The organism is Pseudomonas brassicacearum, assembly GCF_003732265.1.
Lineage (GTDB): Bacteria > Pseudomonadota > Gammaproteobacteria > Pseudomonadales > Pseudomonadaceae > Aquipseudomonas > Aquipseudomonas brassicacearum_D.
The window spans coordinates 79,405-104,276 of sequence record NZ_MOBK01000017.1; the positions used below are offsets into that span (position 1 = coordinate 79,405).

Below are 24,872 nucleotides of genomic sequence, written 5' to 3' on the forward strand. Positions count from 1 at the left end.
TCCTGCAACAAAGAATCGGGTGTTTTTCGAGGGCGAACGCGCCCTCAGTGGCGAGCGAGCTCGCCACGTTTACGATCAGGACAATTCGGTTGGCGCGTCAGGTGATCGGTGGTTTCTTCGCCACGCGAGGTTTTTTCTCGACGGCTTTTTCACCCGGCGGGATCACTTTCGACGCCGCAGCGGGTTTGGCCTTGGCCTTCGGTTTGGCGGCGCTGGCTTTACTGTCCAGTGCGCCATTGACCTTGGCTGCCGCAGGCTTGGCAGCGATTTTGCTGCCACTGGCCTTCGGTGATTTTTTCGGTGCCAGGGCTTCCGCTTCGGCCAGCTTGCGCGCCATCTCCCAGTGGCGAGCGTCCTGACCCTCGGGTTTCCCTTCCGATTCCCAGATCTGATAGGCAAATTCGCGAACGCGTTTATCGTCGGTACTCATCGCAATGCTCCTGAACTGAACTGAACTCAAGCTTGTGTAAAGAGTTGGATAAAGAGATTGACCGGGACAACCCCCAGCGCGGCGCTGATGTTCAGCTCCCTGTTTTTTGTGACTGCGACGCTGGAAAAAAGTCCCTTCAGATTTTCATCCGAGGAGGCGAACGGTAATTTGACCCGTGTATCGCCCCACAGCGGCGCATCAATCTGTGGTTGGGCACTGTTTTTCAGCAGCTCGGCGCAACGTATCGGGACGATCACGATGGCGCGTTTTCCCTCCAGTACGCGGGCAAATGCCAGCACCCGATGCGCTTGGCTGCCGATCACTTCCAGGGCTTGATAGCGCCCTCGGGAAAACAGTTCGGCATGCTCTGCGCGCAGGTTCAGCACCTCGGCGATTAGCGTCTGCTTGATGCGCCCGTCACGCCAGTTCGACAACAGTTCGGGCACCTGCGGTGTCGCTTGAAGGGCTCGTTCACGACTGGCGTAATCCACCGGCCGGCGGTTGTCCGGATCCACCAGGCTGAAATCCCAGAAGTCGTTGCCCTGATAGAGGTCCGGCACCCCCGGCACGGTCATGCGCAGCAAGGTTTGCGCCAAGCTGTTGATGGCGCCGGAAGGGGCGATGGCCTGCACCGCTTTGCCGAGGGCGGCGCGTAACAGTTCACCTTCGGGGGCCAGAAACAGCCGCTCGATAAACCCCTGCATCGCTTGTTCATACGGATCGTTCGGCGCGCTCCAGCTGCTTTGCAGTTTGGCTTCGCGCAGGGCTTTTTGTTGCCACTGCCAGAGGCGCTTGGCGTAGTCCGACAGCGCCGGTTGATCGTCAATGTGCAAGGTCAACGGCCAACTGCCGAGTACCGCCTGATAAAGGATCAACTCATCGCCCGCCGACGGCATGTGGTCATCGTCGCGCAGTGGTCGGGCGAGCGTGCGCCAGAGCGGGACTTGCTCGGCGTACCAGGCGCTGCGTTCGCTCAACACCGCCAGGCGTGCGCGGGTGTCTTCGCCGCGTTTGTGGTCGTGGGTGGCGGTGGCCAGCAGGTTGTCCGGGAACTCAGCCAGACGCTGGGCGCAGACTGCATGGAAATCCGCCACCGGAGCGCTGAACTGTTCGGTGCTGAACCCCACGTCATTGCGCGAGAGCAACACAGCGGAACGATAGAACGCGGTGTCTTCGACCGCTTTGGCGGCGGCCGGCGACGTCAGTTGCTGAAAGCGTACGCAGGCATGCTTGAGGATCTTGCGCTGGCGACCCACCGCACGCTTGCGCCACGGCTCACCGCCGAGCCAGCCCGCCAGGCAATCGAGCACCGGCCAATCGGCTTCGCTGAGGGTTTGCCGCGCACCGTCCATGGCCCGTTGGAAAAACACATCGTCTTCAGCGGAGCGGCCACGGGGGCTGATGTAGGTGCGGTACACCGGGAAGTGCACGATCAATTCCTGCAACGCCCGGCGGATCGCACCGAGGGTCAGGTCGCGGGTCATCAGGTCGTCACGGGCCACTTGCAACAAGGCCTGGGCAACGCTTTCGAAATCACCGGCCAGCGAGCCATTGAGGATCTGCTGCCGCGCCAACTGCGCTTCCTGCTGGAAGTCGGCCGGCCGTTCGCTGAAGCGCTGCCAGAGTTCGCCGAGGGTGTGTGCGCCTTGCGGATCATGTTGCAGCAGCGACAGCTGGTTCATGAATTCGTAACCGGTGGTGCCGTCCACCGACCAGTCGCGGTGCAGGGTTTCGCCTTCGCCGAGGATCTTCTCGACGTAGATCGGCAAGTGCCGTCCCGGTGACAGGCTATCGACGCGGCGTCGCAGTTTGCGGCAGTAGCCACGGGGATCGGCGAGGCCGTCGATGTGGTCGATGCGCAGACCGTCCACCAGTCCTTCAGCCACCAGTTCGAAGATTTTCGCGTGGGTGGCTTCGAATACGGCGGGGCGTTCGACGCGCAAACCACCCAGTTCATTGATATCGAAAAAACGCCGCCAGTTGATGTCATCCGCGGCTGTGCGCCAACTGGCGAGCCGATAGCTTTGGCGTTCGAGCAGGTTGTGCAGGCGCTGGAATCCCTCGGGCGTCAGCGAGTCGTAGGCGCCCAGGTGTTGTTCAATCGACTTGAGTCGCGCCGGATCGCTGGCGAGTTCGCGCAATTCGGCTTTCAGCGGCACCGCCAGACTGTGTGCGTCGGTCTGGTAACTCAAGGTGGTGAAGCGCTCCGCCAGCGACTTCAGCGGTTCGACCTCGGTGGGCAGCAGCTCGCCATAGTTCATCGGGCAGATCGGGAAGCGGTGATCGTAATGCTGCACATAGAAGCTGCCGTCCTGCGCATCGAAGCGCAAGGGCAGGGTGCCGTCCTGCAAGGCGACGCCGTAGTCGCTGCCAAGGAACGGCAGCAACAGCTGACCTTCCATCAACGGGTCCGGCGAGTGCCATTGAATATCAAAAAACTCGCCGAACGGACTCAGGCGTCCCCATTCCAGCAAGTCCAGCCACCACGGGTTATCCGCGCCACCGACGGCCATGTGGTTGGAGACGATGTCGAGGATCAGCCCCATCCGCTGTTCGCGCAGGGCGCTGACCAGACGTCGCAGTGCGGCTTCGCCTCCCAGCTCAGGATTGACGGTGGTCGGGTCCACCACGTCGTAGCCATGCATCGAGCCGGCGCGGGCGGCCAGCAGCGGCGAGGCATAAACGTGGCTGATGCCTAATCGGGCGAAGTACGGCACCAGCGGCACTGCTTGATCGAGGGTAAAGCCTTTATGAAATTGCAGCCGCAGGGTCGCCCGCAATGGCTGGATAATCGACGCCGTCATTGGTCACGCTCGCCCGCCTGAAGCCGCGCGCAGGCGAGCAATTCGAGGCGTCGGGCCGCGTCCGGGTCGTCGAGCAGGGTCTCGCTGTCGCCGGGCAGGCGTCGTGACCAGTTGGGATGGGCATCGATGGTGCCGGGCAGATTGGCCTGCTGTTCAATGCCCAAGGCATCTTCAAGCGGCAGCAACACCAACGGCGCGCGGGTATGCCCGAGAAAACGCACGCTGGCGTCGAGCACCTGATCGGTTTCGTGGGACTCTTCGCGAAAGTTCTGCGGGTCCTCGCTCAACACGCGACGCAGGCCTTCGCGTTCGCGTTCGCGGTGTTGGCGCCATTCGATTTCACCGCTGGCGTCGATCAGGCCGAGCCGGGCGTTCCAGTCGATGTCGCGGCCATGCCACCAGCCATTCAGCGTCGGCAAGTCATGGGTGCTGGTGGTCGCCAGTGCGTTATCCGGCCAGTCGAGGATCGGCTTGAAGTGGGCGTTGTCCTGTTCAAACAGCAGCACGCGCATACCGAGTATCGAACGAGCGATGAGTTTTTCCCGCAGGCCGTCCGGCACGGTGCCGAGGTCTTCGCCCAGCACAATCGCCTGATGACGATGGGATTCGAGTGCGAGCAAGCGCAGCAAGTCGTCGACCGGGTAGTACAGGTAGGCGCCATCGCGGGGCGGCGCGCCGTTGGGAATCACCCACAGCCGTTGCAGGCCCATGATGTGGTCGATCCGCAAACCGCCGGCGTGGGCGAAATTGGCCCGGAGCATTTCGATAAACGCACGGAAGCCGTTGCGCACCAGACCTTCGGGCGAAAACGCAGAGATACCCCAGCCTTGGCCGGTCCGGTTGAGGATGTCCGGCGGCGCACCCACCGTCAGCGAGGCGAGCAATTCGTCCTGACGGCTCCAGGCTTGACTGCCACCGCCGTCGGCACCCACCGCGAGGTCGGCGATCAGGCCGATGCTCATGCCGGCACTGCGGGCGGCGGTTTGCGCGCGCTCCAGGCAACGGGTGATCAGCCATTGGCAGAAGGCAAAGAAACCGATGCGTGCGGCGTTCTCTTCAGCGAATTCGGCCAGGGCGGCGCTGCGCGGGTCGCGCCATTGCTCGGGCCACTCGCGCCAGTCGAGGCTTTCACCTTTGGCGGCGCGGGCCTCTTGCAGGGCTTCGAAGCGGCAATGGTTTTCCAGTGCTTCGCCCGAGGCGTGACGGAAGCTGCTGAAGTCTTCATGCAAGGGATGTTCACCGTGGACAAAGCCTTCGTACAACGCCTGCAGAACGCGGTGTTTGGCTCGTGCGGCCACGGGCCAGTCAATCAGCGGGCGTTCTTCAAGTTGCTGCAATTCGGCGGTCAGCCCGGTGGCGTCAATCGCCGCGCGCATCGCCCGCTCGCCGAGGATCGCACCGGGTGCGGCGTAGAGGCTATTGAGAAACAGACGGCTGGAGGGCGAGTAAGGGCTGTAGCGCTGCGTATCGCTGCCGAACATGGCGTGCAACGGGCTGATCGCCAACGCCTCGGCGCCGCGTTCACCGGCCACCCGTGCGAGGTCTTCCAGCGCCAGGGTGTCGCCAAAACCGCCATCGCCGGCACGTCGCAGGGAGTACAGCTGCACGCTCAGGCCCCAGGCGCGCGGAATCGGGTTATCGACCGCGTCGCCGACGCTGTAGCAGCGCTCGGGCGCCACCGCCAGGGTGAAGGATTGTCCGTCGATGCTGACGTGCTGGTAGCCGACCGGAATCAGCCCCGGCAGCACGGCTTGCGCATCGAGCTTGAGGTACATCTTCGAGCCGTCTTCGAGGTGAATGTCGCACGGGGTTTCGGGCTCAAAGTACCGCGCCAGATCGAGGCCGGCACCGACATCGACCGTCAACAGCGGTGGTAGGCGGTGGGTCTGCTGGACGGCTTGCAGTTCCAGCAGGCTCGCGTCGATTTCCTGGGCACTGCCGGCCGGGTGGCCGAGGCCGGTGAGCACGGCGCGCAGCACCGACGGCCCGACTTTTTGCGGGCGGCCATTGGCGTCGATCCAGTCGACGGCCAGGCCTGCACGGCTGGCCAGTATTTCAAGTTGCGCATCGCTCATAGGCGCTCTCCATCCGAGGGTAGCAAAGGGGCTGCGGCCGTGAGACTGACTAGCGCGCAATACGGGGCGAGTTTGCCCTCGTGCAACAGGCCGGCCGAGTGGGGCGGGTGTTCGAACAGCAAGTTTGTGTCGGCCTGTGGGGTGTGGACCACCGGCGTGTCGCTGAGGTTCAGGTCAATGCGCAGCTCACTGCCATCGCCCAGCCGCCAGCGTGCGCTAACGGCCGCGTGGCCGAGCACGTCGGCACCCAATGCCTGGGTGCCGGGCAGGCGAGGGATGAGGTGCTGATGGCGCAGTTGCAACAGGCGGCGATACAGATCGTGAATGGCCGGCAGTGCGCTGGCGTTCAGCTTAGGTTGCGATGCGTCGAAGGTCCGGGGCGCATTCGGGTCCGGAATCTGTTCACGTTTGTGCGGATCGGCAAAGGCGCTGAAAGCCGCAAACTCGTTGCGTCGACCTTCGCGTACCAACTCTGCAAGTTCGCCGTGGTGGCTGGTGAAAAACAGGAACGGGGCCTGCGCGGCGAATTCGTCTCCCATGAACATCAGCGGGATCATCGGCGACAACAGCAGCAAAGCGGTGGCTGCGTAGAGCGCATCGGGGTGAGTCAGTTGATGCAGCCGTTCGCCCAGCGCACGGTTGCCGATCTGGTCATGGTTTTGCAGAAACAGCACGAAGGCGGTCGGCGGCAGGTGACCACTGGGTTCACCTCGCGGTGTGCCGTGGCGGTTGAGATGGCCCTGAAACACAAAACCCTGGCTCAGGCAGCGGGCCAGTTGTTCGGTGGGCTGCTCGGCGTAATCGGCGTAGTAGGCGTCGGTTTCGCCGGTCAGCAACACATGCAGGGCGTTGTGGCCGTCATCGTTCCACTGCGCATCGAAACCTTTTTCCAGCAGGCTCGCCTCATTGTGTTCGTTTTCCACCATCAGCCACACATGGCGCGAGGGTTCGGTTTGCTGGCGAACGCGCTGAGCCAGCTCTTCAAGGAAGTCCGGGCTTTCAATGGCGTGTACCGCGTCCAGGCGCAAGCCGTCGAAGCGGTACTCCAGCAACCACATCAACGCGTTGTCGATGAAGAAATCCCGTACCTCACGCTGACGGAAGTCGATGGCCGCGCCCCAAGGGGTGTGTTTGTCTTCGCGGAAAAAGCCCTTGGCGTAGTGGTGCAGGTAATTGCCGTCCGGGCCGAAGTGGTTGTAGACCACGTCGAGAATCACCGCCAGGCCAAGGCCGTGGGCGGTGTCGATCAGGTGTTTGAGTTGTTCCGGCGTGCCATAGGACGCCTGGGGCGCGTAGGGCAAGACGCCGTCGTAGCCCCAATTGCGATCACCAGGGAATTGCGCCAGCGGCATCAGTTCAATCGCGGTGATGCCGAGTTCGACCAGGCGCGACAAGTGTTGCTCGACAGCACTGAAACCGCCGAGCACACCGACGTGCAGCTCGTAGATGATCGCCTCGTTCCATGGCCGGCCCTGCCAGGTGTTGTGGTGCCATCGATAAGCCAGCGGATCGACCACCACGCTGTGGCTGCCGATGTCGCCGGCCTGCGCGCGGGAGGCCGGGTCCGGCACCTCCAGCTCGCCATCGATGTTGTAGCGGTATCGGGTGCCCGCGGGGCAGCGGGTCTTGATCACGAACCAGCCATTAGCCTGAGGCAACAGCGGCAAGGATTGTCCATTTTCCAGTTCGACACTGACGTAAAACGCATCCGGCGCCCACAAGGCAAAACGCGTGTGCTCTGCGTCCAGCATGATTGCGCCGTGGGGCCAGGTCTCAAGGGTCCGTAACGGCATCGTTGAAAACCTCTTACTGTCGGCCTGATTTACCCAAGGCCTTGGCCACAAGTTGTTCGTAGAGTTCGGCGTACGGTTCCACCGCCTTGCACCAGTTGAACGGCGCGGCCATGGCCCTGCAGCGCATGGCGTGGAGCAAGTCGGGGAAGGCGAACACCTTGAACGCACGGCTCAGGGCTTCCTGATAACTCTCGACCGTGGATTCATCGAAGAGGAAACCGGTCACGCCGTTTTCAATGGTGTCGGCCAGGCCGCCGGTGTTGCGGGCGACCGGCAACGAGCCGAAGCGTTGGGCATACATCTGGCTCAGGCCGCAGGGTTCGTAACGCGAAGGCATCAGCAGGAAATCGCTGCCGGCGAACATACGTCGGGCGTCGGTTTCGTTGAAGCCGATGCGCACGCCGATCTGCCCCGGAAAGCGCAGGGCCAGTTCACGCATGGCCTGTTCTTCTTCCGGTTCGCCACGGCCGATGATTGCAATCTGGCCGCCGGATTTGACGATGTACTCGGAGACCGCTTCGGTCAGGTCCAGGCCCTTCTGGTAAACCAGGCGAGAGACCACGGCAAATAGTGGACCTTCTGAATCGGCGAGGCCGAACAGTTCGCGTACATGCGCGGCGTTCACCGCTTTACCATCCCAGTCACCGATGCTGAAGGGGCGGAACAGGTGCGCGTCCGTGGCCGCATCCCAGCTTTCATCGATGCCGTTGGGAATACCGCTTAGCAGGCCCTGCTGGGTCTTGGCGGCGAGAAAGCCGTCGAGACCACAGCCGAAGGCCGGCGTGGTGATTTCCTGGGCGTAGGTGGCGCTGACCGTGGTGATGTGACTCGAATAGGCCATGCCGGCCTTGAGGAACGACATCTTGCCGTAGAACTCCATGCCTTCCTGTTGCAGGGCGTGCGCGGGAATCCCCAGTTCAGGGCAAGAGCCGAGGCTGGTCACGCCTTGATAGGCCAGGTTATGGATGGTGAACAACGTCGGGGTGCGCTGCCCACGCCAGTGCATGTAGGCCGGTGCCAGGCCGGCAGGCCAGTCATGGGCGTGCACCAGATCCGGGCACCAGTGAATTTGTGCGAGATTGGCGGCGATATCGGCGGCGGCGAGGCCCAGGCGGGCGAAACGAATGTGGTTGTCCGGCCAGTCGCGGCCATTGTTGGCGCCGTAGGGCGAACCTTCGCGCTCGTAGAGTTCGGGGCAGATCAACACGTAGATCACCAGACCGTCCGGCATGTCCATGCGCCCGATCTTGCAAGGCGGCAGTGCGGCGTGCCCACCCAGTTCACCAATGATGTGGATCGGGTTTTCGCTGTGCAGCACTTGCGGGTATCCGGGAATCAGCACCCGAACATCGTGCAGGTGCGACATGGCCCGTGGCAGGGCAGCGGAGACGTCGCCCAGGCCGCCGGTCTTGACCAGGTCGGCAATCTCGGACGTCACGAACAACACTTTCTTTCTATTTGGATTCTGACTGGCAGCCGGTGCCAGCGTCTTGGTTCCCGGGACGCTGATGGGGTGCGCGCTCGGTGCATTGACGGCGCTCGATTCGCCGACCTGCTGATGAGCACGCTCTCCCTGAATATCTAAAGCCGCACTAATCATATGAATCTCCCGTGGTGTTGATCTAAAGCTTAGGTCTGGCACAAACGGTATGGCCAATTCCTGTGGCCGGGCGCAAACGCGCACGCATCGTGGCAAATGCTGCCCAATGCGTTGAAGCAGATGGGTTGGAGGGGCCGTTGCAAGGAATGCACCAGTCGCGTTGGCCCTACCTTTAACCTGACCCATGGCCAGGACCGAAAGTTTCGAGTTTTTTACCGCCAGATGACCGACCGGTTTTACCTCGCGAAAATGAGTCTAGGCCAGATCCTAGAGCGGGGCGGGTCATCTGGTGAAATTGTTCGACAATCAGTTTCAAGAGGGTAAAAGAACCGCGGCCGCAGGGGGAAACGCACCGACGAAGGGCAGGTTTATTTTCCGGGGCGGGTCAAAACGGGACTGGCAAGTCACGAAAATGGGCGGGTTGGGAGGGGGTGGTGCACTGTTGCGGTGCAGTAAGTTCGGGTTCAGGGGGGCGCTGATGGCCCCTTCGCGAGCAAGCCCGCTCCCACAATTGATCTCTGGTGTACTCAGGACCAATGTGGGAGCGGGCCTGCTCGCGAAGAACGATAACTCGGTATCAGGTGAACAACCGAATGGGTTTACCCGCCGACCACGCCTGAATGTCTTCGATCATCTGCGAAAAGAACAGTTGGTAGTTCTGCCGGCTCACATACCCGACATGCGGCGTCGCCAGCACATTCTCTAGCGTCCTGAACGGATGATGTTCAGGCAGCGGCTCCACTTCAAACACATCCAGCGCCGCCCCGGCCAGGCGGTTTTTCTGCAACGCCTTGATCAGCGCCGCCTCATCCACGATCGGTCCACGGGCGGTATTGACCAGCAGTGCCGTGGGTTTCATCCAGTCCAGCGCTTGGGCGTCGACCAGGCCACGGCTGCGGTCGCTGAGCACCAGATGCACCGACAGCACGTCGGCCTGTTCGAACAGTTCCTGCTTGCTGACATAAGTCACGCCGACTTCGGCAGCTGCTTCAGATGTGAGGTTCTCGCTCCAGGCAATCACCCGCATGCCGAACACTTGCCCGAACTGGGCAACGCGCTTGCCGATGCTGCCGAGCCCGAGGATGGCCAGGGTCTTGCCGTGTAGATCACCGCCCAGGCCTTGTTGCCAAAGACCTGCGCGCAAGGCGTTGGCTTCGGCCACGAGGTTGCGAGTGGCAGCCATGATCAGCGCCCAGGTCAGTTCCGGTGCAGCGTGTTTGTAGCTGTCGGTGCCGCAGACCTGAATCCCCAATGCAGCGGCCGCTTTAAAGTCCAGCGCCGCATTGCGCATGCCGCCAGTCACCAGCAGCTTGAGTTTCGGCAACCGTCGCAACAGGTCCTCATCGAACCGGGTGCGCTCGCGCATCACGCAAATCACCTCGAAGGCACCCAGACGCTCGGCCAGGGTTTGGTTGTCGGCCGGGTAGTCATGGACAAAACTCACCTCGCCAATGCTGTCCAGCGCCGACCAGTCCACCACGTCGTGCGCGACGTCCTGCCAGTCATCGATCACCGCAATCTGCACCGCCATCAGCCTTACCTCATCAATGAACGGGGTTGGTCTTGTTCAGCCAGTCGAGCAACGCCTTGTGGAATTGCGCCGGTTCTTCCATTTGCGGCGCGTGGCCCATGCCGGGGAATTCAACCAGAGTCGACTGTGGAATCAGTTTTGCCACTTGTTTGCCGAGCACGTCGTAGTGACCGAGCTTCGCCTTGACCTCAGGCGTGGCGATGTCACTGCCGATGGCCGTGGTGTCGGCAGTGCCGATCAGCAACAGCGTGGGCATCTTGAGGTCTTTGAATTCGTAATACACCGGTTGGGTGAAGATCATGTCGTAGATCAGCGCCGAGTTCCACGCGACTTGCGTATGCCCCGGGCCTTTGTTCAGGCCGGCGAGCATGTCGACCCAACGATCGAATTCCGGCTTCCAACGGCCACCGTAATAGGTGTTGCGTTCATAGGTGCGGATACCGTCGGCGTTCAGTTTCAGCTCACGCTCGTACCATTGATCGACGGTGCGGTAGGGCACGCCGAGGGCTTTCCAGTCTTCGAGGCCAATGGGGTTGACCAGCGCCAGTTGCTCGACCTGTTCGGGGTATTGCAGCGCATAGCGGGTGGCGAGCATGCCACCGGTGGAGTGACCCAGGACGCTGGCTTTCTGGATGCCGAGGGCCTTGAGCAGTTGCTGGGTGTTGGTTGCCAGTTGCTGGAAACTGTATTGATAACTGTCGGGTTTACTGGAAGTGCAGAAGCCGATCTGGTCCGGGGCGATGACCCGGTAACCGGCCTCGCTGAGGGCTTTGATCGAACTGTCCCAGGTCGCGCCGCAGAAGTTCTTGCCATGCATCAGCACCACGCTGCGGCCATTGGCCTTGCCATGGGCGGCGACGTCCATGTAACCCATTTGCAAGGATTTGCCCTGGGACTCAAAGGCAAAATGCTTGACGGTGTAGGGGTAGTCGAAGCCCTGCAATTCAGGGCCATATTCCGGCCCGTCGGCGTGGGCGACGAGGGGCAGTGCGGCGGTCAGCAACAGGCTGGGCAGCCAGCGGGAGAGGGCGAGGGGCATGGGTGAACTCCAAAGAAAACCTGCCGATGCTGGATCGGCCTGATTAGGGCGACATTAAACACAGGCAATCGCCGTGCTCGATCGTTCAACCCATCCAGCCCAGCGTAGCCAGGGCCAGCACGCCATAACGGGCGGCCTTGGCCAGGGTCACCATCAGCAGGAATCGTCCCAAGGGTTCGCGCATGACGCCGGCCACCAGCGTCAGCGGGTCACCGATAATCGGCACCCAGCTCAGCAGCAGCGACCAATGGCCGTAACGCTGATAGTGCTGTCGGGCGTGTTCCAGATGACGCGGGCTGACCGGAAACCAGCGTCGGTCGCGAAACCGTTCGATACCGCGTCCCAACCACCAGTTCACCAACGAACCGAGTACGTTGCCCAGGGTGGCGACGGCCAACAGCGACCAAAGCCAGTATTTGTCGCTGAGCAACAACCCCACCAGCACCGCTTCGGACTGTAGCGGCAGCAGCGTCGCAGCACCGAACGCTGCGAGAAACAGCCCGAGGTAAGCGCCGGACATCAATGGGCGGGGTAGTCCGCCACCACCACATCACTGCCGTCCTTTTTCAGGCCGATCACTTGGTAGGCATCGCTCATACCGTCCATTTCCATCCCGGGCGAGCCCATCGGCATGCCGGGTGCGGCAACGCCCAGCAGGTCGTCACGCTTGCTCAGGGCCAGCACCTGGTCCGCCGGGACATGGCCTTCGACGAACTTGCCATTGATCAGCGCGGTATGGCATGACGCCAGACGCGGTGGCACGCCGTGCTGCTGCTTGAATTCGCTCATGTTGGTTTCGACGTGGTCTTCAACCTTGAACCCGTTGGCTTCGAGGTGGCTGATCCATTTTTTGCAGCAGCCGCAATTGGCATCGCGGTGCACTTCGATGGGGATCAGGTCGGCGGCCTGAGCCAGGGAGGAAATAAAGAGCACGCTCAGGGCGGCCAGACGCAGAGGGATTCGCATGGGAAGGTCTCGACTCGGGTGGCGGACAAAAAAAGAGGCATTTTGACCAGTTTAACCACGGATGAGCGATGAGATTGTTTCCAAGTGATGCAAAGACAATGCAGAACCCTTTAGGAGTGAGCCTGCTCGCGATGAGGCCATCAAATCCAACATCTCTGCTGGCTGAAAAACCGCTATCGCGAGCAGGCTCACTCCTACAGATTCAGGGACTCAACGAACCTTGAACCGCCCCATGATCGAACTGACGCGCGCAGTGGCGTCCACCAATTGCCGGGTATTCAGTTCGCTGGCCTGACCGCTTTTGACCAATTCATCCACCATATGGCGGATCTGCACCATGCTGCGGTTGATCTCTTCGGTCACCGCACTTTGCTGTGAAGCGGCGGTGGCGATTTGAGTGCTCAGGCCGTTGATGTGGCTGACGGAACCGGCCATTTCATCCAGGCCGGAGTTGACCCGCGCCGTGGCGTCAGCGGCGGACTGGCAACTGGCCTGGGTGTTTTCCATTGCAGCGACCGACGAACTGACGCCTTGGGTCAGGCGCGTGAGCATTTCATTGATTTCCGAAGTGCTGGCCTGGGTGCGGCCGGCGAGGGCACGGACTTCATCGGCGACCACCGCAAAGCCTCGGCCTTGTTCACCTGCCCGCGCCGCTTCAATGGCGGCGTTGAGTGCCAGCAAGTTGGTTTGCCCGGCAATAGCGCCAATCACCCCGAGAATCTCGGTGATGCGTTGGGCGTCCTGCTGCATGCTCTCGACTTTGTGGGTGGCGCTGGCCACTTCCTCGATCAACGCAACTACGCTGCTCGACGCTTCGCCCACCACCACCCGCGAACGGTCGGCGTTTTCGTTGGCGCGCTTGGTAAAGGCCGCGGTCTCGGCGGCATTTTGTGCGACGCTTTCAGCGGTCGAACTCATCTCGGTAATGGCGGTGACGGTCTGATCGGTTTCCGAGGCGTGGCGCACCAGAATCTGACTGGTGTGGGCCGAGGTGCGTTGCAGGTTGTCCAGGCTCGAGGCCATGGCGCCGGTGGCCTGGGTCACTTCGCCGATCATGTTCTGCAAGTAGACGATAAAGGCGTTGACCGAGTAGCCGATGGCGCCGAGTTCGTCTTCGGCGCGGATGGTGATGCGCTTGGTCAGGTCGGCATCGCCGGCAGACAGCGCGTCGATATTGGCCTTGAGGATTTTCAGGCGCTGGACCAGTTGGCGGATCGCGTAGATCTGCAGCATTGCCAGAAGAATGACCATCGGGATTTGCAACAGGCTCAGGGTGCTGAGCACGTCGTCGCGCTGGGCAGTGATCAGTTTGCTCGGCAGGGCGGTAGCGAGGAACCACGGCGAGCCTTCGATGGGGCGCATGAAGAAAGTGCTGTCTTCGCCGTTGTTGTCGAATTCGACGCGCTGCGACTGGTCACGGTTTTGCAGGCCGGCTTTCACTTGGCTGGCGAACGGTGAGTTGCCCGCCAGTTCACTGATGTTTTTCAGGACGATCGGCCCGCTGATGCGCGAGCTGTTGCTGATGATCTTGCCGTCGGCTTCGACGATCAGCATCTCGGCGCCAAGGTCTTTTTCCTTTTGTGCGATCAAGTCGTTGAAAAAGCCCAGCGTCACGTCGATGGTCGACACGCCGTACGCCACGCCATTTTTCTGAATGGCCATGGCACAGTTGGTGCGCGGCTCGGCACTGGCATCATCTTTATAGGCCGCCGCCCAGGCACATTGGCCACGTGGCGTTTGCATGCCGCCCTTGTACCAGGCCTGGTCGTAGTAGTTCGGCGCGGCGTCACTGTTCCAGAACGTGTTGACCGCCAGTTTGCCCGAGGCGTCGCGGTGCCAGAAGGTGCTGAATTTGTTGCGCCCGGCTTCACGCTGGCCGGGCAACGGCCAGATCCCGCCGCCGAAGACTTTCAATTCGCCGTACTGATCCACCAGGCCTGGCAACACTGTGTCGATGCCGGCGCTGTCAAGCAACGCAATGGTTTGGGTGATGCTGCGTTGCTGGGCCTGAACCTTGTTCAGCTCACCCTGGATCTGCCGGGCGACGTCGGCGATGCGGTTGAGGGCCACCTGTTCTTCGGTATGGCGCAGTTTCGGCGCGACCAACTGGCTGATGCCGACCACCGTCAACACGAACAGCAACAGGATAAACAGGACCAGAAACAGCGTGTAGCGAGCCTGGATCGAACGGAATGTGGGCATGGGACCGGTCCTTGTGTGCAGCACTTTTATTATTAGGTTTGGGGGAGGCATCGGTGCTTCATCGGGCTATCGGCTTGCGCAGACATAGCTTTAGGCACGATCGTCCAAGAACGGGCGTCAGTGGCAAAAGGCGTCAGGTATCGAAACGGATACAAACAAACTAACCGAGACGTACAAAGTGCCTCGTTAGTTGACTAGACCCATTCGGCAAAGTTTGTCTAGACCAATAAATCCGGGTACTTGCCGGTTTGTATCTGAAATGTACGTAAATTGTAAAAAACAGCAAATAGTGGTTGGAGTGGCCAGTTGCCAGAGTCGATACTCGCCCGCTCTAAACCCGGTCAAAAGAAGGAACTAAATATGGTCACGCAGTCGGAAGCTCAGTCATGACTATCGGCTATGCAGGGGGGTGGACGGCCAAGGCGGGTCTACTGGTGCAGAATACTGGCGGCGGCAAGCCCGTCACGCACAGCGCCAGGGTCAAGCAAATGCTCGCGCTGGTGGGCACCAATCCAAACGCGCTGAATGCGGCGAAGATGGATGAGCAGAAAATATTCAGGAACGTTAAAGGCTTCGACCCGGAAAATGTATCGTCCAGACAACTGGGTAATCTCAGTGCGTTTTTACGCGGCAGAGGTCTGATTTCCGATATTACTTCGATGACCTTGATGAACGCCGGGGACAAGTTTGATCGGTTCGGGGTACAGAATGACCCGGATGCGAAGTTCAACGCCCTGGAGTACTTCGCCACGCAACTGGACACCATCCAGAACAACAGCATCAAGGGCGATAAATACGCGGTTGGCTTGATCCCGGAATACAAGACAGCCATTTACGTCCTGCAAAATCTGGCCAGTTACGGCAAGGGCAACGGCACTACCGTCCCGACGGACAAGGGTGTCAACTCCAAGGCGTGAAAAGTTGCCGGCCCGCTCAGGGTAGAGCGGGCCAGGCTCTGTTGCTAGCGGTCGAGCAACTTCATGACTTCCTCGGGGTAACGCATGCCTGCGGTGGCATTGGCGGGAAATATAGCTTCCAGCGCTTTCAATTCATCAGCGCTGAGTTTTACCTCCAATGCCGCGACGTTTTCTTCCAGGTATTTGCGCTGTTTGGTTCCAGGGATCGGGATCAGATAGTCCCCTTGCGCCAGCACCCAGGCCAACGCCAATTGGCCTGCGGTCACGCCTTTTTCTGCGGCCAGTGCCTGTACTTGCTGGACCAGCAGCAGATTCTTCGCAAAGTTTTCTCCTTGAAAACGCGGGCTTAAACGACGGTAATCATCCGCCGCAAAGTCGTCCGGGCTTTTCAGTGCGCCCGTCAGAAAGCCACGTCCCAACGGGCTGTAGGGGACAAACGCCACGCCCAGCCGCTGACACGCCGACAGGCAACCGTTTTCTTCCTGGTCACGGCTCCACAACGAATACTCACTTTGCAGCGCGCTGATGGGGTGCACCTTGTGCGCCCGTTCCAGGGTAGCGACCGACGCCTCGCTCAAGCCCAGATAACGCACCTTGCCGGCCTTCACCAGCTCGGCCATGGCGCCGACGGTTTCTTCGATGGCCACCTGCGGATCAATCCGGTGCTGGTAATACAAATCGAGGGTTTCAACGCCGAGACGCTTGAGTGTGCCGTCGATGGAGGCGCGAATGTAGTCCGGCCGGCCATTGACACCCCGGGCGGTAGGGTTGGACGGATCGCGGACAATGCCGAACTTGCTCGCTAGAAACACCTGGTCGCGTTTGCCGGCAATGGCTTTACCGATCAGTTCTTCGTTGGTGTGCGGGCCGTACATGTCGGCGGTGTCGAGCAGGTTGATCCCGAGTTCGAGTGCGCGATGCAACGTGGCGGTGGCCTCGCGGGTATCCACGCCAGTGGTGTAGAAATCGGTCATGCCCATGCAGCCCAGGCCGATGGCGGAAACCTGCGGGCCGTTTTTGCCCAATTGACGTGTTTGCATGAAATCAACTCCCTGTGGTGTGAGCGCACAGTGTCGACCTCGACAGAAACAAGATAAACCGGCTAAAACTGCTATCACTGTTCGTTTTTTCTAAATAATCATCAGGAACGCCAGAGCAATGGACCGTTTCAACGCCATGCGCGTTTTTACCCGAATCGTCGAACTCGGTGGGTTTGCCAAAGCGGCCGATAGCCTGCAATTGCCCCGCGCGTCGGTCACTGTGTTGATCAAACAGCTTGAAGCGCATCTCGGGGTGCAACTGCTGCAGCGCACCACGCGACAGATTAGCCTGACCCTCGACGGCGCGGCCTATTACCCCCGTTGTGTGCGTCTGTTGGCGGACCTGGAGGAGACTGAAGCGGTGTTTTCCGCCGCTCGACACAACCCCAAAGGGTTGCTGCGGGTGGACATGCCGGCAGGGATCGGGCGCTTGATCGTAATTCCGGCGTTGCCGGAGTTCACCCGCCGTTATCCTTTGATCGAACTGGAACTCGGTCTGAATGACCGTACTGTCGATTTGATCCGCGAAGGGGTCGACTGCGTGTTGCGTGGCGGCTCCGCGCTGGATGAGTCATTGGTGGCGCGGCCGCTGGTCATGCTGGATCAGGTGACCTGTGCCAGCCCTGACTACTTGCAACGCCATGGAACCCCTCAGTGTCTGGCAGACCTCGAAGGGCACCGGATGGTGGAATATTTCTCTGGCACGACCGGTAAGCGTTTTGGACTGGAATTCCAGGTTGATGGCGACGTTCAGCTCCTGGATTTGCCCAAACAGGTGGCGGTCAACAGTGCTGACGGTTACCTCGCTGCCTGTGAGGCGGGATATGGGCTGATTCAGACCCCGTATTACCACGTTGCCCGCCAGCTCGAAGAAGGACGATTGTGTGAAGTGCTCGGGAACGTGCCGCCACCGGTGATGCCGCTGACGGCGCTGTATCCGCCTCACCGCCAGTTGTCCCGGCGGGTCAGGGTGTTTGTCGACTGGCTGGTGGAGCTTTGCGCGCAGCCGGGTCTTAACGTTTACAGGAAGGGTTCAAGCGGCTGAGCAGGTGCTGTCCAGCGCCCTGACGTCGCGCTGTAAATTATCGTGCAACTGTTGCATGTCAGGGCAATGCAGGGAGAGGTGACGCGGCTGCACCCCTCGGTGAAACAGCGCAAACCAGCCGTTGCTGTGAAGGGTGGGCATCAATCCACTGAAGGTGAAACCCAGCATCGTCAAACGGTGCAGGTCCTCGGCAAAGTGGCGTGACAGCTCGATTTTGGCCGAAATGAGCCAATGGCTGGGCAACCGCCGGAGCTGGTCCAGCAATGCGTCGTTCAAACGGTGAATGACGACGACGTAGCGTTGGTGATTTTGCCTGATTTGCAATGGCATCGGCGCTGGCGACGTCGTGGCCCGATAAGTCCCGAACACATCACACAAGCGTTGCATAAGCCTGCGACAACTTACAGGCCATTGAATGTCGGGTAACGGGCGTGTGTGCCCCTCGACCAGATAACAACCGAGCACCATGGTTTCCAGGAGCGGCTTTGTGAGCGGGGATGGCGCGTAGTCGGGAAGCAAACCCGTGCTGTGAAAGCCAATGGTGTGGGCCATGCGTTGCGTGTGGATATGGTGCGTGACTTGTTTGATCAAGACGTTCTTGACCCCTTGCGCAGAGGACTGCAACAACAAATCCCGACCCAGGTGTGTCGCGATACGTTGCCCTCGCGCCGCAGGGTGAACCACGCTCAGGGCCAGCTCAGGGTTATCCGACAGTGAGTCACGGCATAACGCGGCGTGTCCGAGAACCCGTTCGCCGTCGACCGCCAGCATGGAGAACCATTGGCCGTCGGCATTGTGCTGACTGATCATGTTCGGCAGATAAACGTCCGGTCGAGGGTAATGATCCCCATAGATCTGGTGAAACAACTGGCTCACGGCGGGTGCATCACCCGGCTGGAAGCGACGATAAAGGAGTGTCGTCATCACGCAAGCTCCGTTGACGGCGAGTCATAGACGCGCAAGTCCAGGACGCGCATCTGTTTGCCAGAACGCGGGTGAAGGTTCAAATCGGTGATCGCGCTTGGCTCCACGCGTAGCTCCAGCAACCCCTGGTGATTCAGCTGCACGATGCCGGGATGGTGGGCGGTCAGCGCTTCATGCAGCGCGTTGCCGATGAGGGCTGTGTCGGTGGATGGGCTAGCGGGCACCCACTTCACCGTCACGAGGTCTTTGACGCCCTCTTGCTCGATCACCAACTGCCATTGATCGCTGTCAGCGATGCGCTGCACGATCAACAGGATTTCATCGATCAGCAACGACAATGTCCCTACCCGGACCCGTTGACTGTGGGCACTGCGCCCCTTGAGCGCGAATTTTCGCATCGGCGTCGCGCTTGGTTCACGCCAGCAAGCGCGGTCACCCACTGGATAACGCAGCAGGGGCATAAGGCGGCGCGTCAGGTTGGTGACCACCAGCAAACCGGTACGGTCACACTCTTCGATGACTTCGCCGGTGAGTTCATCGACGATTTCCAGCAGTGTGTGAGGTTCAAACGTCCGATGCTCTCCCAAGACACAGTCCCGGCTGCTGGCCCCGATCAGACCGGCATCGACACTGGCGTAGCCGGCGGAGGCGACGCGCGCGTTGGGAAGCACTGCCTTGAGAATGTCGATTTGCGCGGGGAACAGGCTTTCGCCGCCGTACAACAACGTATCGACCCCGCATAGCACGCGTTGATGCCGATTCAGATAGGCGGCAAATTGCAACAACTGGGCCGGTACGCCTGCCAGTACGTTGATCCGATGCTGATCAACGGCATCGGCCAGTACGTCCATGTCGACGTTGCCCGTGAAGGGAAACTCGCAAATGGAGTGTTTGACGTGCGCCAGTGAGTCGTGGAAGAACACGAAACTGGCGTACAGATCGCCGGAAAAAAACAGATTGGCAACCCGGTCGCCGTCCTTCAGTTGAGAGGAAATGCTCTGTGCGAATGTCTTTACCAATGTCTGCCATTCATCGGAGGTATAAACACTAAGTTTTCCGTGACTGGTCGAGCCGCCGGTTTTAAACACCAAGCCGCCGTCGACACCTCCCGTCAGCACCTGCCAATGATTCAAGTCGTGACTGTCTGTCCAGTATTCATCCGCGTTTATGAATGGCAGTTCCTTTAAAGCAACTTCGCCCGCGGGTAAGTGACGCAGGTGTTTGCGGTAGAAGTTCGAGTGTTGCCTTATGAAAGGCACAAGTTGTTCTAGCGAATATATGGAATTCACGGGGCTCTCTTTTTTATCAGGCGTGTCTACGGTTAAAAGACAGGGTGTTGCTAATCAGCGGTCTTTTTGTATTCGGTTATCAATAACCAAGGGTGTTTTGCCGCTGTGGGTATTTCTTGTGAAACCTGATTCCGCACATTCGTGAACTTCTATCGTTAAAAAGCAATTGTTCACCGCGCTCGATAAGGCTTCATCGCTCAATAGGGAATGGCGAACGTTGCCACTGTCTGAATCGACTAAAACCCGCAGCCGTTCCATGCCGTTCGGTGCATGGTCCAGTTGCATTTGCATTGGTCTGCCGACACGGTCTTGCAGCGCCGATGGCGAGATGAACTCGGTGCCTATCCGTAGCAGCTTGCCGTGGCGCTGAAGCAATTCGAATCGTGGCGATTCAATTCCGCAAGGGCAGGGGCCGGGCACCCAGCGACCGGTATCGCCCACGTCATACCGGCGCACGTCCTGGCCTTGTCGCGCCCGGGATGTAAACAATAATCGTCCGATTTCATCGGCCTGAACCGGCACATCCTGTTCGATCTCCACGATTTCCAGATGCTGGGTATCGCACATCAAATGAAACACCCCATTGGCCGTTGCTGCGCAGGCATGCCCCAGAGGGCCGGCATCGACCGAGCCATAAATCGCCGAGCGAATCTGCGATACCCCACAGCTTTCCATCAGGCGCAGGCTGGCCTCTGCCGGGTGTTCTCCGCCAAGGAACACTTTGTTGATGCCGCCGTAAGCACGCAGACGCTCCTGCTCGTTGAAGAACAAACGGTGCAAGGTGCTCGGCATGCCGATTAGCACGGTGACGCGATGGTCTGCGATCATTTGCGCAATTTCGCCGAAGTCGTCATTCGGCGGTGCCCCCATCGGGAAATGGGCAACCCCCATCTGCTCCAGCACCTTGGTAAAACTGGAAAAACCGCCGTACAAGCCGCCGCCGTAAAACAGGTTCATCACCCGGTCCGCCGAAGGGTTGAGGCCGGCGGCGAACATACCGTCGCCGGCCGCGCGCATTTGCCGCTCGAAGTCGCGATAGCTGTACCCGGCCAATGCCGGTGTGCCACTGCTGCCTCCCGAACGAAAATGCAGCTGAGCTGCGGCACTGATGGGCTGGGCCATGAACGCGTTTTTATCCATGATCGGTGTTTGGTTTAAAGCGGGCGCTGGGGGTGGCGTATCGAGTGTGGCCCGGCCAGTCGCTGTTTCGGGCGTCAAACTCACCGAGAGGCGACGACTCAAGCGCGATAGCGCGTAGACCCCGTCGTGCGGTTCGCCGGCGTAACCGTCATGAATAGACCCGCAGGGCGCAATGCGCGTGACCCCCGCGTTGACCAACGTGCGTACCAGTTGTGGCGTTTGTGCCGGTGAACAGATCAGCGCGCAACTCTGCAGCACGGTACGCCATGGCAGCAGCGTCTCGGCGATCAAGTGTCGCGGCACGGGTTTGAGCATCAGCGTGCGGAACAGTGGCGATGGGGCCAGTGTTTGATGATGCTCCCAGATAACCCGCCATCCTGAGCCGTTCCATACTTGGCCGGTCTGGTTTGCAAAACAAAAATCCAGTCGTGCCATGGCGCATCGAGTGGTGATTTCCGAGGCTTCCTGATCGGTTGGCACCAGGGCCGGCCACTGCGCAGCACGGCGTTCGAACGCCTCAACCAGTTGCTCCCCCAGCCCCTGCATAATCACCGGATCGTCGCTGTCCACCAACAGCCATTGGGGGCTCGAGCAGGCCTGTTGATCCAGGCTGCATACTTCATCCACCAGGATGTCCAGCGCTGATGCGGTGGCCGCGTCTGGCGACAAGTAAGCGAAACTGATTCTGTGACCCCAATCGATCCATCGACACCCGGTGGGGATGTGCTGACGAATGGCTTTAAGTGACGCCTCGCCACCCCAGGCCGATACGCCGTCGGCATGAGTGCAGAGTTGAGGGATCTGTGCCGTGCTGATCGGCAGCACCGCCACGAAATCCGCCATCCTGTCGCTGGTGTCACACCGCACCAGCGCCGCCAGCAATCGGGCGGTCAATCCACTATCGCTGGAACTGGGGCGAAGCCAGTTGATATTGCCAGCCAACAGGCTTTCGACGATTGCGCAGAACGCCAGCAACGGAGCGTTTCCCGGCGTCACATGCACCACCAACCCCAGTGGGTGCCAGCTTTCAAAGCTTGCTTGCTGGTAGTCGATGCGCCTCAACGAGCGCGGTTGCACGCCCAGTTCTCGCTCAAGCTTGGTGCTAAGGCCACTGCATTGGCAGAAGTCGATAAGCCCTTGGCGTTGCTCATCATCGAGGGGTAAATCAACTGTGCGCGCCTGCAGTTGCAGGGCAAAACGACTCGCGGTTTCGATCACGGTATCGCTGTCGATTGGCGCACTCAGCAGTCGTGGCAGTTGCTTGTGCAGCTGCTCAAGAGTTGCCTCAAGGGTGACATCTTCACGCAGTTGGCCATTAATCAAGTACATGTCATGCACCTCCAATAAGTTCGGACGCGGCCATTGCGCAGCTTCGGCTGGCGGTGGTTCCGGCGCGTCCATGCAGTTCAAACCAGTCGGTTGCAAGGCCGCACCCGCAGCTTGCGCCGGGGTGCAGTGTCGCCAGGTCGCCCATCACCACGGCATGCGCCGGGCTCGAAGAAATGTAGGGCGACACGAATTCCAGCAAGCCGCGTTTGCCATAGGGCTGGACGCTGAAATCGGCAGGGTTGCGTACGAAAACCTTCGAATAAACCGGCGCATGAAAATGCTGGTGAGCACACTGAACGTAAGGCACTGCGTGCTCTACGGCTCCGTAGCCATCCCTACAGCGAGTCAGGTCGATACCCAATTGGCGGTTGACCCGTTGATACAACCGGGACAGAGGTATTTCCTGCGCCGCCTGGGTTTTCCAGCCGCCCCCGAGTAACACCAATGACTCGGCCGGTAGCTTGAGGTCCGTCAGGCCGGTGTCGTCCATATGTTGCAACGCATGGGACAGGAACGCTGGAAATCCGAGAATGCGCACGGGCAAGCCTTCTTCAGCAAATTGCTGCAAGGCGTGGACAACCCCGAACGGGTCGAACGCGTGCCCGTTTCCAGTGCGGCGCAATCCATAGGCGACTCGATTGACAGGGGCATAGCTGCATAAAAACTGATCGGTGAAAGCGGTTCCAAGGCTAATGACTGCCTCGGGTTCATAGCTCAGCAGCAAGTAGTTGCAGGGGCTGCCTGGAGTGTCCCATCCGTAGTGTCGGAAAATGTGGCTCACCATGCCTTGGGCGGCGGCCATGCTGCGTGTGTCATAGCGCATGCGACTTTTTTGGCCGCTGGTGCCAGACGACGTCAACTCAAGCGCGTCGTTTCCCGAAGAACCCAGTAATAAATGGCGCTTGAAATAGTTGGCAAAAATCGGCGGCAGTCTCGACCAGTCATCCATCGATTCCAGCGCGTTGGCATCAAGGCCATTGGCGTGCAGCCAGCGTTCATAGCCCGGCGTTTGCTGACAATGGAGCAGACTGATTTCACTCATCGCCCGATCAAACAGGCCGTCTGGTACCGAATCCAGGCAATAGGGTTTCGTTAACGCGCAAAGCGCATCGGTATAGGGTAATTGGATCATCAATGGACCTGTGCTTTGGGATCAGGCGGTAAGTGCGACAGCGTTGCGGCGTAGAAAAAACCGCAAGGGCAACAGGCATAGAAGCCCGGCGATGCCCGCCATCAGGGAGAAGGATTCATGGCTGTAACCAGCGCCGACTGCCGCGAGCATCGAACCACCGCCTCCCATGACGACGATCGAGATCATGCCGATCATGGCCGAGACCAAGCCTTTGCTGTCATCGCTTGAGAACAACGCAAGGCGATAAAGTGCGGCGTTGCTCATGCCAAGACCGACCGCGTAAAGCCCAAGACAACCGATCAGCAAGGGCGTCGAGACGCCGTAGGCACTGAGGATGACCAATGCGATGAGCCCACCGCACAACGGCCAGAGCGCGTATCGAATCAGTTGTGGGATGTCGGTCTTGGCGATCAACCGATTGAGTATCAGGTTGCCAAGGATGACCGCGGCAAACACCGGGATTTGCCACAGGCCGTAAGCCAGCGGCGAAAGCCCTTGATTGTGCATCAGCAACAGTGGCGCCAACCCGATCCAGGCAATCAACGGCAAGCTCATGATGCCCAGCGCGACACTGGCGCTCAGGAATCGTATGTTACCGAGCAGTGCGGCATAACGGCGCACGGTACCGCCCCATTCAAACGGCACGGCCATCAGGCGTTGACCGTCATGGCGTAACGTTCCCACGGTTTCCGGCATGTACACAAAAAGTGCCAGCCAGACCGCCATGCCGCTCATGCCCAGCAGTAAAAACAGTTCCCTCCAGGTCAGCCATTCCAGCAACAGGCTGCCCAGCAGCGGGCCGAGAAGGGGAGAAAGCAGTGCGACATTTCCCAGCAGTGCCATGATTTTTACCGCGTCCGCTTCGCAGAACACTTCCTGCAATGCCGGGTAGCTGACGGCGATAACAAACCCCAATCCCATGCCCTGTATCAGGCGTAATCCGTTAAACGTATAAATGCTTTGCGTATTGAATGCAGCACCGCAAGCGACGGCGAATAGTGCGCAACCAATGAGTAACACTTTGCGGCGACCAAAGTGATCGGACAGTGGTCCGATAAGCCACTGCAACAGTATCCCTCCTGCCAGATACAGGTTGAAAGCGTAAGGGACATGTTGTGCACTTGCATTCAAGTCATGAGTGACAGTCAACATGGCCGGCATGATCATATCGCTGGCCATATAAGTCAGTAGTTCGAAAAGCGTTATTGCGAAGCAAAAGCCAAGCAAATGATACGGGCTTATATTTATCAAAGGCCTGTCCATATATTCCCTGTTCTTTGCTGCAAGTTAATTGATGTGTGCTCTTGTTGCGCAGTAAGAGTATCCAACGATCAGGGAGGGCTCTAATAAACGATTGAGACTGGAAGTTTCAGTTGTTTGCGAGATGTTGCGATGAGTCGCAGGGCGGAAAGCATTAATGGGTTTTAACGAAAATGCCCGCGACAGTGCGGGCATTAGTTAAGAAGTTATCGGATTTTCCCTACACGCCAAAGTAAATAATGTATAGCCCTTATCCCCGTCGGAAATTATCGATGCTCGTAATAACCGGGCCCGCCACGATCATAGTGGTGATCCCCATGCCGACCGCCGTGAGGGAAAATGATGCAGCCACTCAA

18 protein-coding genes are annotated in these 24,872 nt (G+C 59.7%); 2 read left to right on the plus strand and 16 right to left on the minus strand.

The window, feature by feature from the left end; translation table 11 throughout:
- Positions 1-97: 97 nt before the first annotated feature.
- From BK660_RS28955 to BK660_RS29000, 10 genes are all read right to left on the minus strand, one after another.
- Positions 98-430 (minus strand): DUF2934 domain-containing protein, encoded by a 333-nt coding sequence (locus BK660_RS28955; protein WP_123436244.1) that lies wholly within the window; start codon positions 428-430, stop codon positions 98-100.
- Positions 431-456: 26 nt separating this feature from the next.
- On the minus strand, positions 457-3,234 hold the full coding sequence (locus BK660_RS28960; RefSeq protein ID WP_123436245.1) for a malto-oligosyltrehalose synthase: 2,778 nt from the start codon (positions 3,232-3,234) through the stop codon (positions 457-459).
- Positions 3,231-5,309 (minus strand): 4-alpha-glucanotransferase, encoded by a 2,079-nt coding sequence (malQ, locus tag BK660_RS28965; protein WP_123436246.1) that lies wholly within the window; start codon positions 5,307-5,309, stop codon positions 3,231-3,233. The genes BK660_RS28960 and malQ overlap by 4 nt, the downstream gene beginning before the upstream one ends.
- Positions 5,306-7,102 (minus strand): malto-oligosyltrehalose trehalohydrolase, encoded by a 1,797-nt coding sequence (treZ, locus tag BK660_RS28970; RefSeq protein WP_123436247.1) that lies wholly within the window; start codon positions 7,100-7,102, stop codon positions 5,306-5,308. Before treZ ends, malQ begins: the two co-directional genes overlap by 4 nt.
- 13 nt (positions 7,103-7,115) lie before the next feature.
- Positions 7,116-8,702 (minus strand): glycogen synthase GlgA, encoded by a 1,587-nt coding sequence (gene glgA, locus BK660_RS28975; RefSeq protein WP_123436248.1) that lies wholly within the window; start codon positions 8,700-8,702, stop codon positions 7,116-7,118.
- Positions 8,703-9,279: 577 nt separating this feature from the next.
- Positions 9,280-10,233: a D-2-hydroxyacid dehydrogenase family protein gene (locus tag BK660_RS28980; RefSeq protein WP_123436249.1), complete on the minus strand. Its 954-nt coding sequence runs from the start codon at positions 10,231-10,233 to the stop codon at positions 9,280-9,282.
- A 13-nt stretch (positions 10,234-10,246) separates the two neighbouring features.
- The gene (locus BK660_RS28985) at positions 10,247-11,272 is read right to left on the minus strand and encodes an alpha/beta fold hydrolase (protein WP_123436250.1); all 1,026 of its coding nucleotides are present in this window, start codon (positions 11,270-11,272) and stop codon (positions 10,247-10,249) included.
- A gap of 85 nt (positions 11,273-11,357) precedes the next feature.
- The gene (locus BK660_RS28990) at positions 11,358-11,792 is read right to left on the minus strand and encodes a YqaA family protein (RefSeq protein WP_123436251.1); all 435 of its coding nucleotides are present in this window, start codon (positions 11,790-11,792) and stop codon (positions 11,358-11,360) included.
- Positions 11,792-12,238, minus strand: a complete 447-nt coding sequence (locus BK660_RS28995; RefSeq protein WP_123436252.1) for a DUF411 domain-containing protein — start codon at positions 12,236-12,238, stop codon at positions 11,792-11,794. The genes BK660_RS28990 and BK660_RS28995 overlap by 1 nt, the downstream gene beginning before the upstream one ends.
- Before the next feature lie 210 nt (positions 12,239-12,448).
- On the minus strand, positions 12,449-14,440 hold the full coding sequence (locus BK660_RS29000) for a methyl-accepting chemotaxis protein (protein WP_123436253.1): 1,992 nt from the start codon (positions 14,438-14,440) through the stop codon (positions 12,449-12,451).
- Between the two features lie 386 nt (positions 14,441-14,826).
- On the opposite strand from BK660_RS29000, the gene BK660_RS29005 reads away from it, so the two are divergent.
- A complete protein-coding gene (locus BK660_RS29005; protein WP_123436254.1) occupies positions 14,827-15,357 on the plus strand; it encodes a hypothetical protein in 531 nt (176 codons plus the stop codon).
- Between the two features lie 44 nt (positions 15,358-15,401).
- Here the strand turns inward: BK660_RS29005 and BK660_RS29010 are convergent, their stop codons facing one another.
- Positions 15,402-16,397 carry an aldo/keto reductase gene (locus BK660_RS29010; protein ID WP_123436255.1) on the minus strand — a complete coding sequence of 332 codons (996 nt, stop codon included), beginning with the start codon at positions 16,395-16,397 and terminating at the stop codon, positions 15,402-15,404.
- A gap of 118 nt (positions 16,398-16,515) precedes the next feature.
- On the opposite strand from BK660_RS29010, the gene BK660_RS29015 reads away from it, so the two are divergent.
- Positions 16,516-17,442, plus strand: a complete 927-nt coding sequence (locus BK660_RS29015) for a LysR family transcriptional regulator (RefSeq protein ID WP_123436256.1) — start codon at positions 16,516-16,518, stop codon at positions 17,440-17,442.
- On the opposite strand, the gene BK660_RS29020 is transcribed toward BK660_RS29015, so the two are convergent.
- The 5 genes from BK660_RS29020 to BK660_RS29040 are packed head-to-tail and all read right to left on the minus strand — an operon-like array spanning position 17,431 to position 24,519.
- On the minus strand, positions 17,431-18,366 hold the full coding sequence (locus BK660_RS29020) for a GNAT family N-acetyltransferase (protein ID WP_123436257.1): 936 nt from the start codon (positions 18,364-18,366) through the stop codon (positions 17,431-17,433). The two genes, BK660_RS29015 and BK660_RS29020, sit on opposite strands and share 12 nt — an antisense overlap.
- The gene (locus BK660_RS29025) at positions 18,366-19,655 is read right to left on the minus strand and encodes a phenylacetate--CoA ligase family protein (RefSeq protein WP_123436258.1); all 1,290 of its coding nucleotides are present in this window, start codon (positions 19,653-19,655) and stop codon (positions 18,366-18,368) included. Before BK660_RS29025 ends, BK660_RS29020 begins: the two co-directional genes overlap by 1 nt.
- Before the next feature lie 54 nt (positions 19,656-19,709).
- Positions 19,710-22,124: an aldehyde dehydrogenase family protein gene (locus tag BK660_RS29030; protein ID WP_123436259.1), complete on the minus strand. Its 2,415-nt coding sequence runs from the start codon at positions 22,122-22,124 to the stop codon at positions 19,710-19,712.
- Position 22,125: 1 nt separating this feature from the next.
- A complete protein-coding gene (locus BK660_RS29035) occupies positions 22,126-23,256 on the minus strand; it encodes a LuxE/PaaK family acyltransferase (RefSeq protein ID WP_123436260.1) in 1,131 nt (376 codons plus the stop codon).
- A gap of 21 nt (positions 23,257-23,277) precedes the next feature.
- The gene (locus tag BK660_RS29040) at positions 23,278-24,519 is read right to left on the minus strand and encodes an MFS transporter (protein ID WP_123436261.1); all 1,242 of its coding nucleotides are present in this window, start codon (positions 24,517-24,519) and stop codon (positions 23,278-23,280) included.
- Between the last annotated feature and the right edge of the window lie 353 nt (positions 24,520-24,872).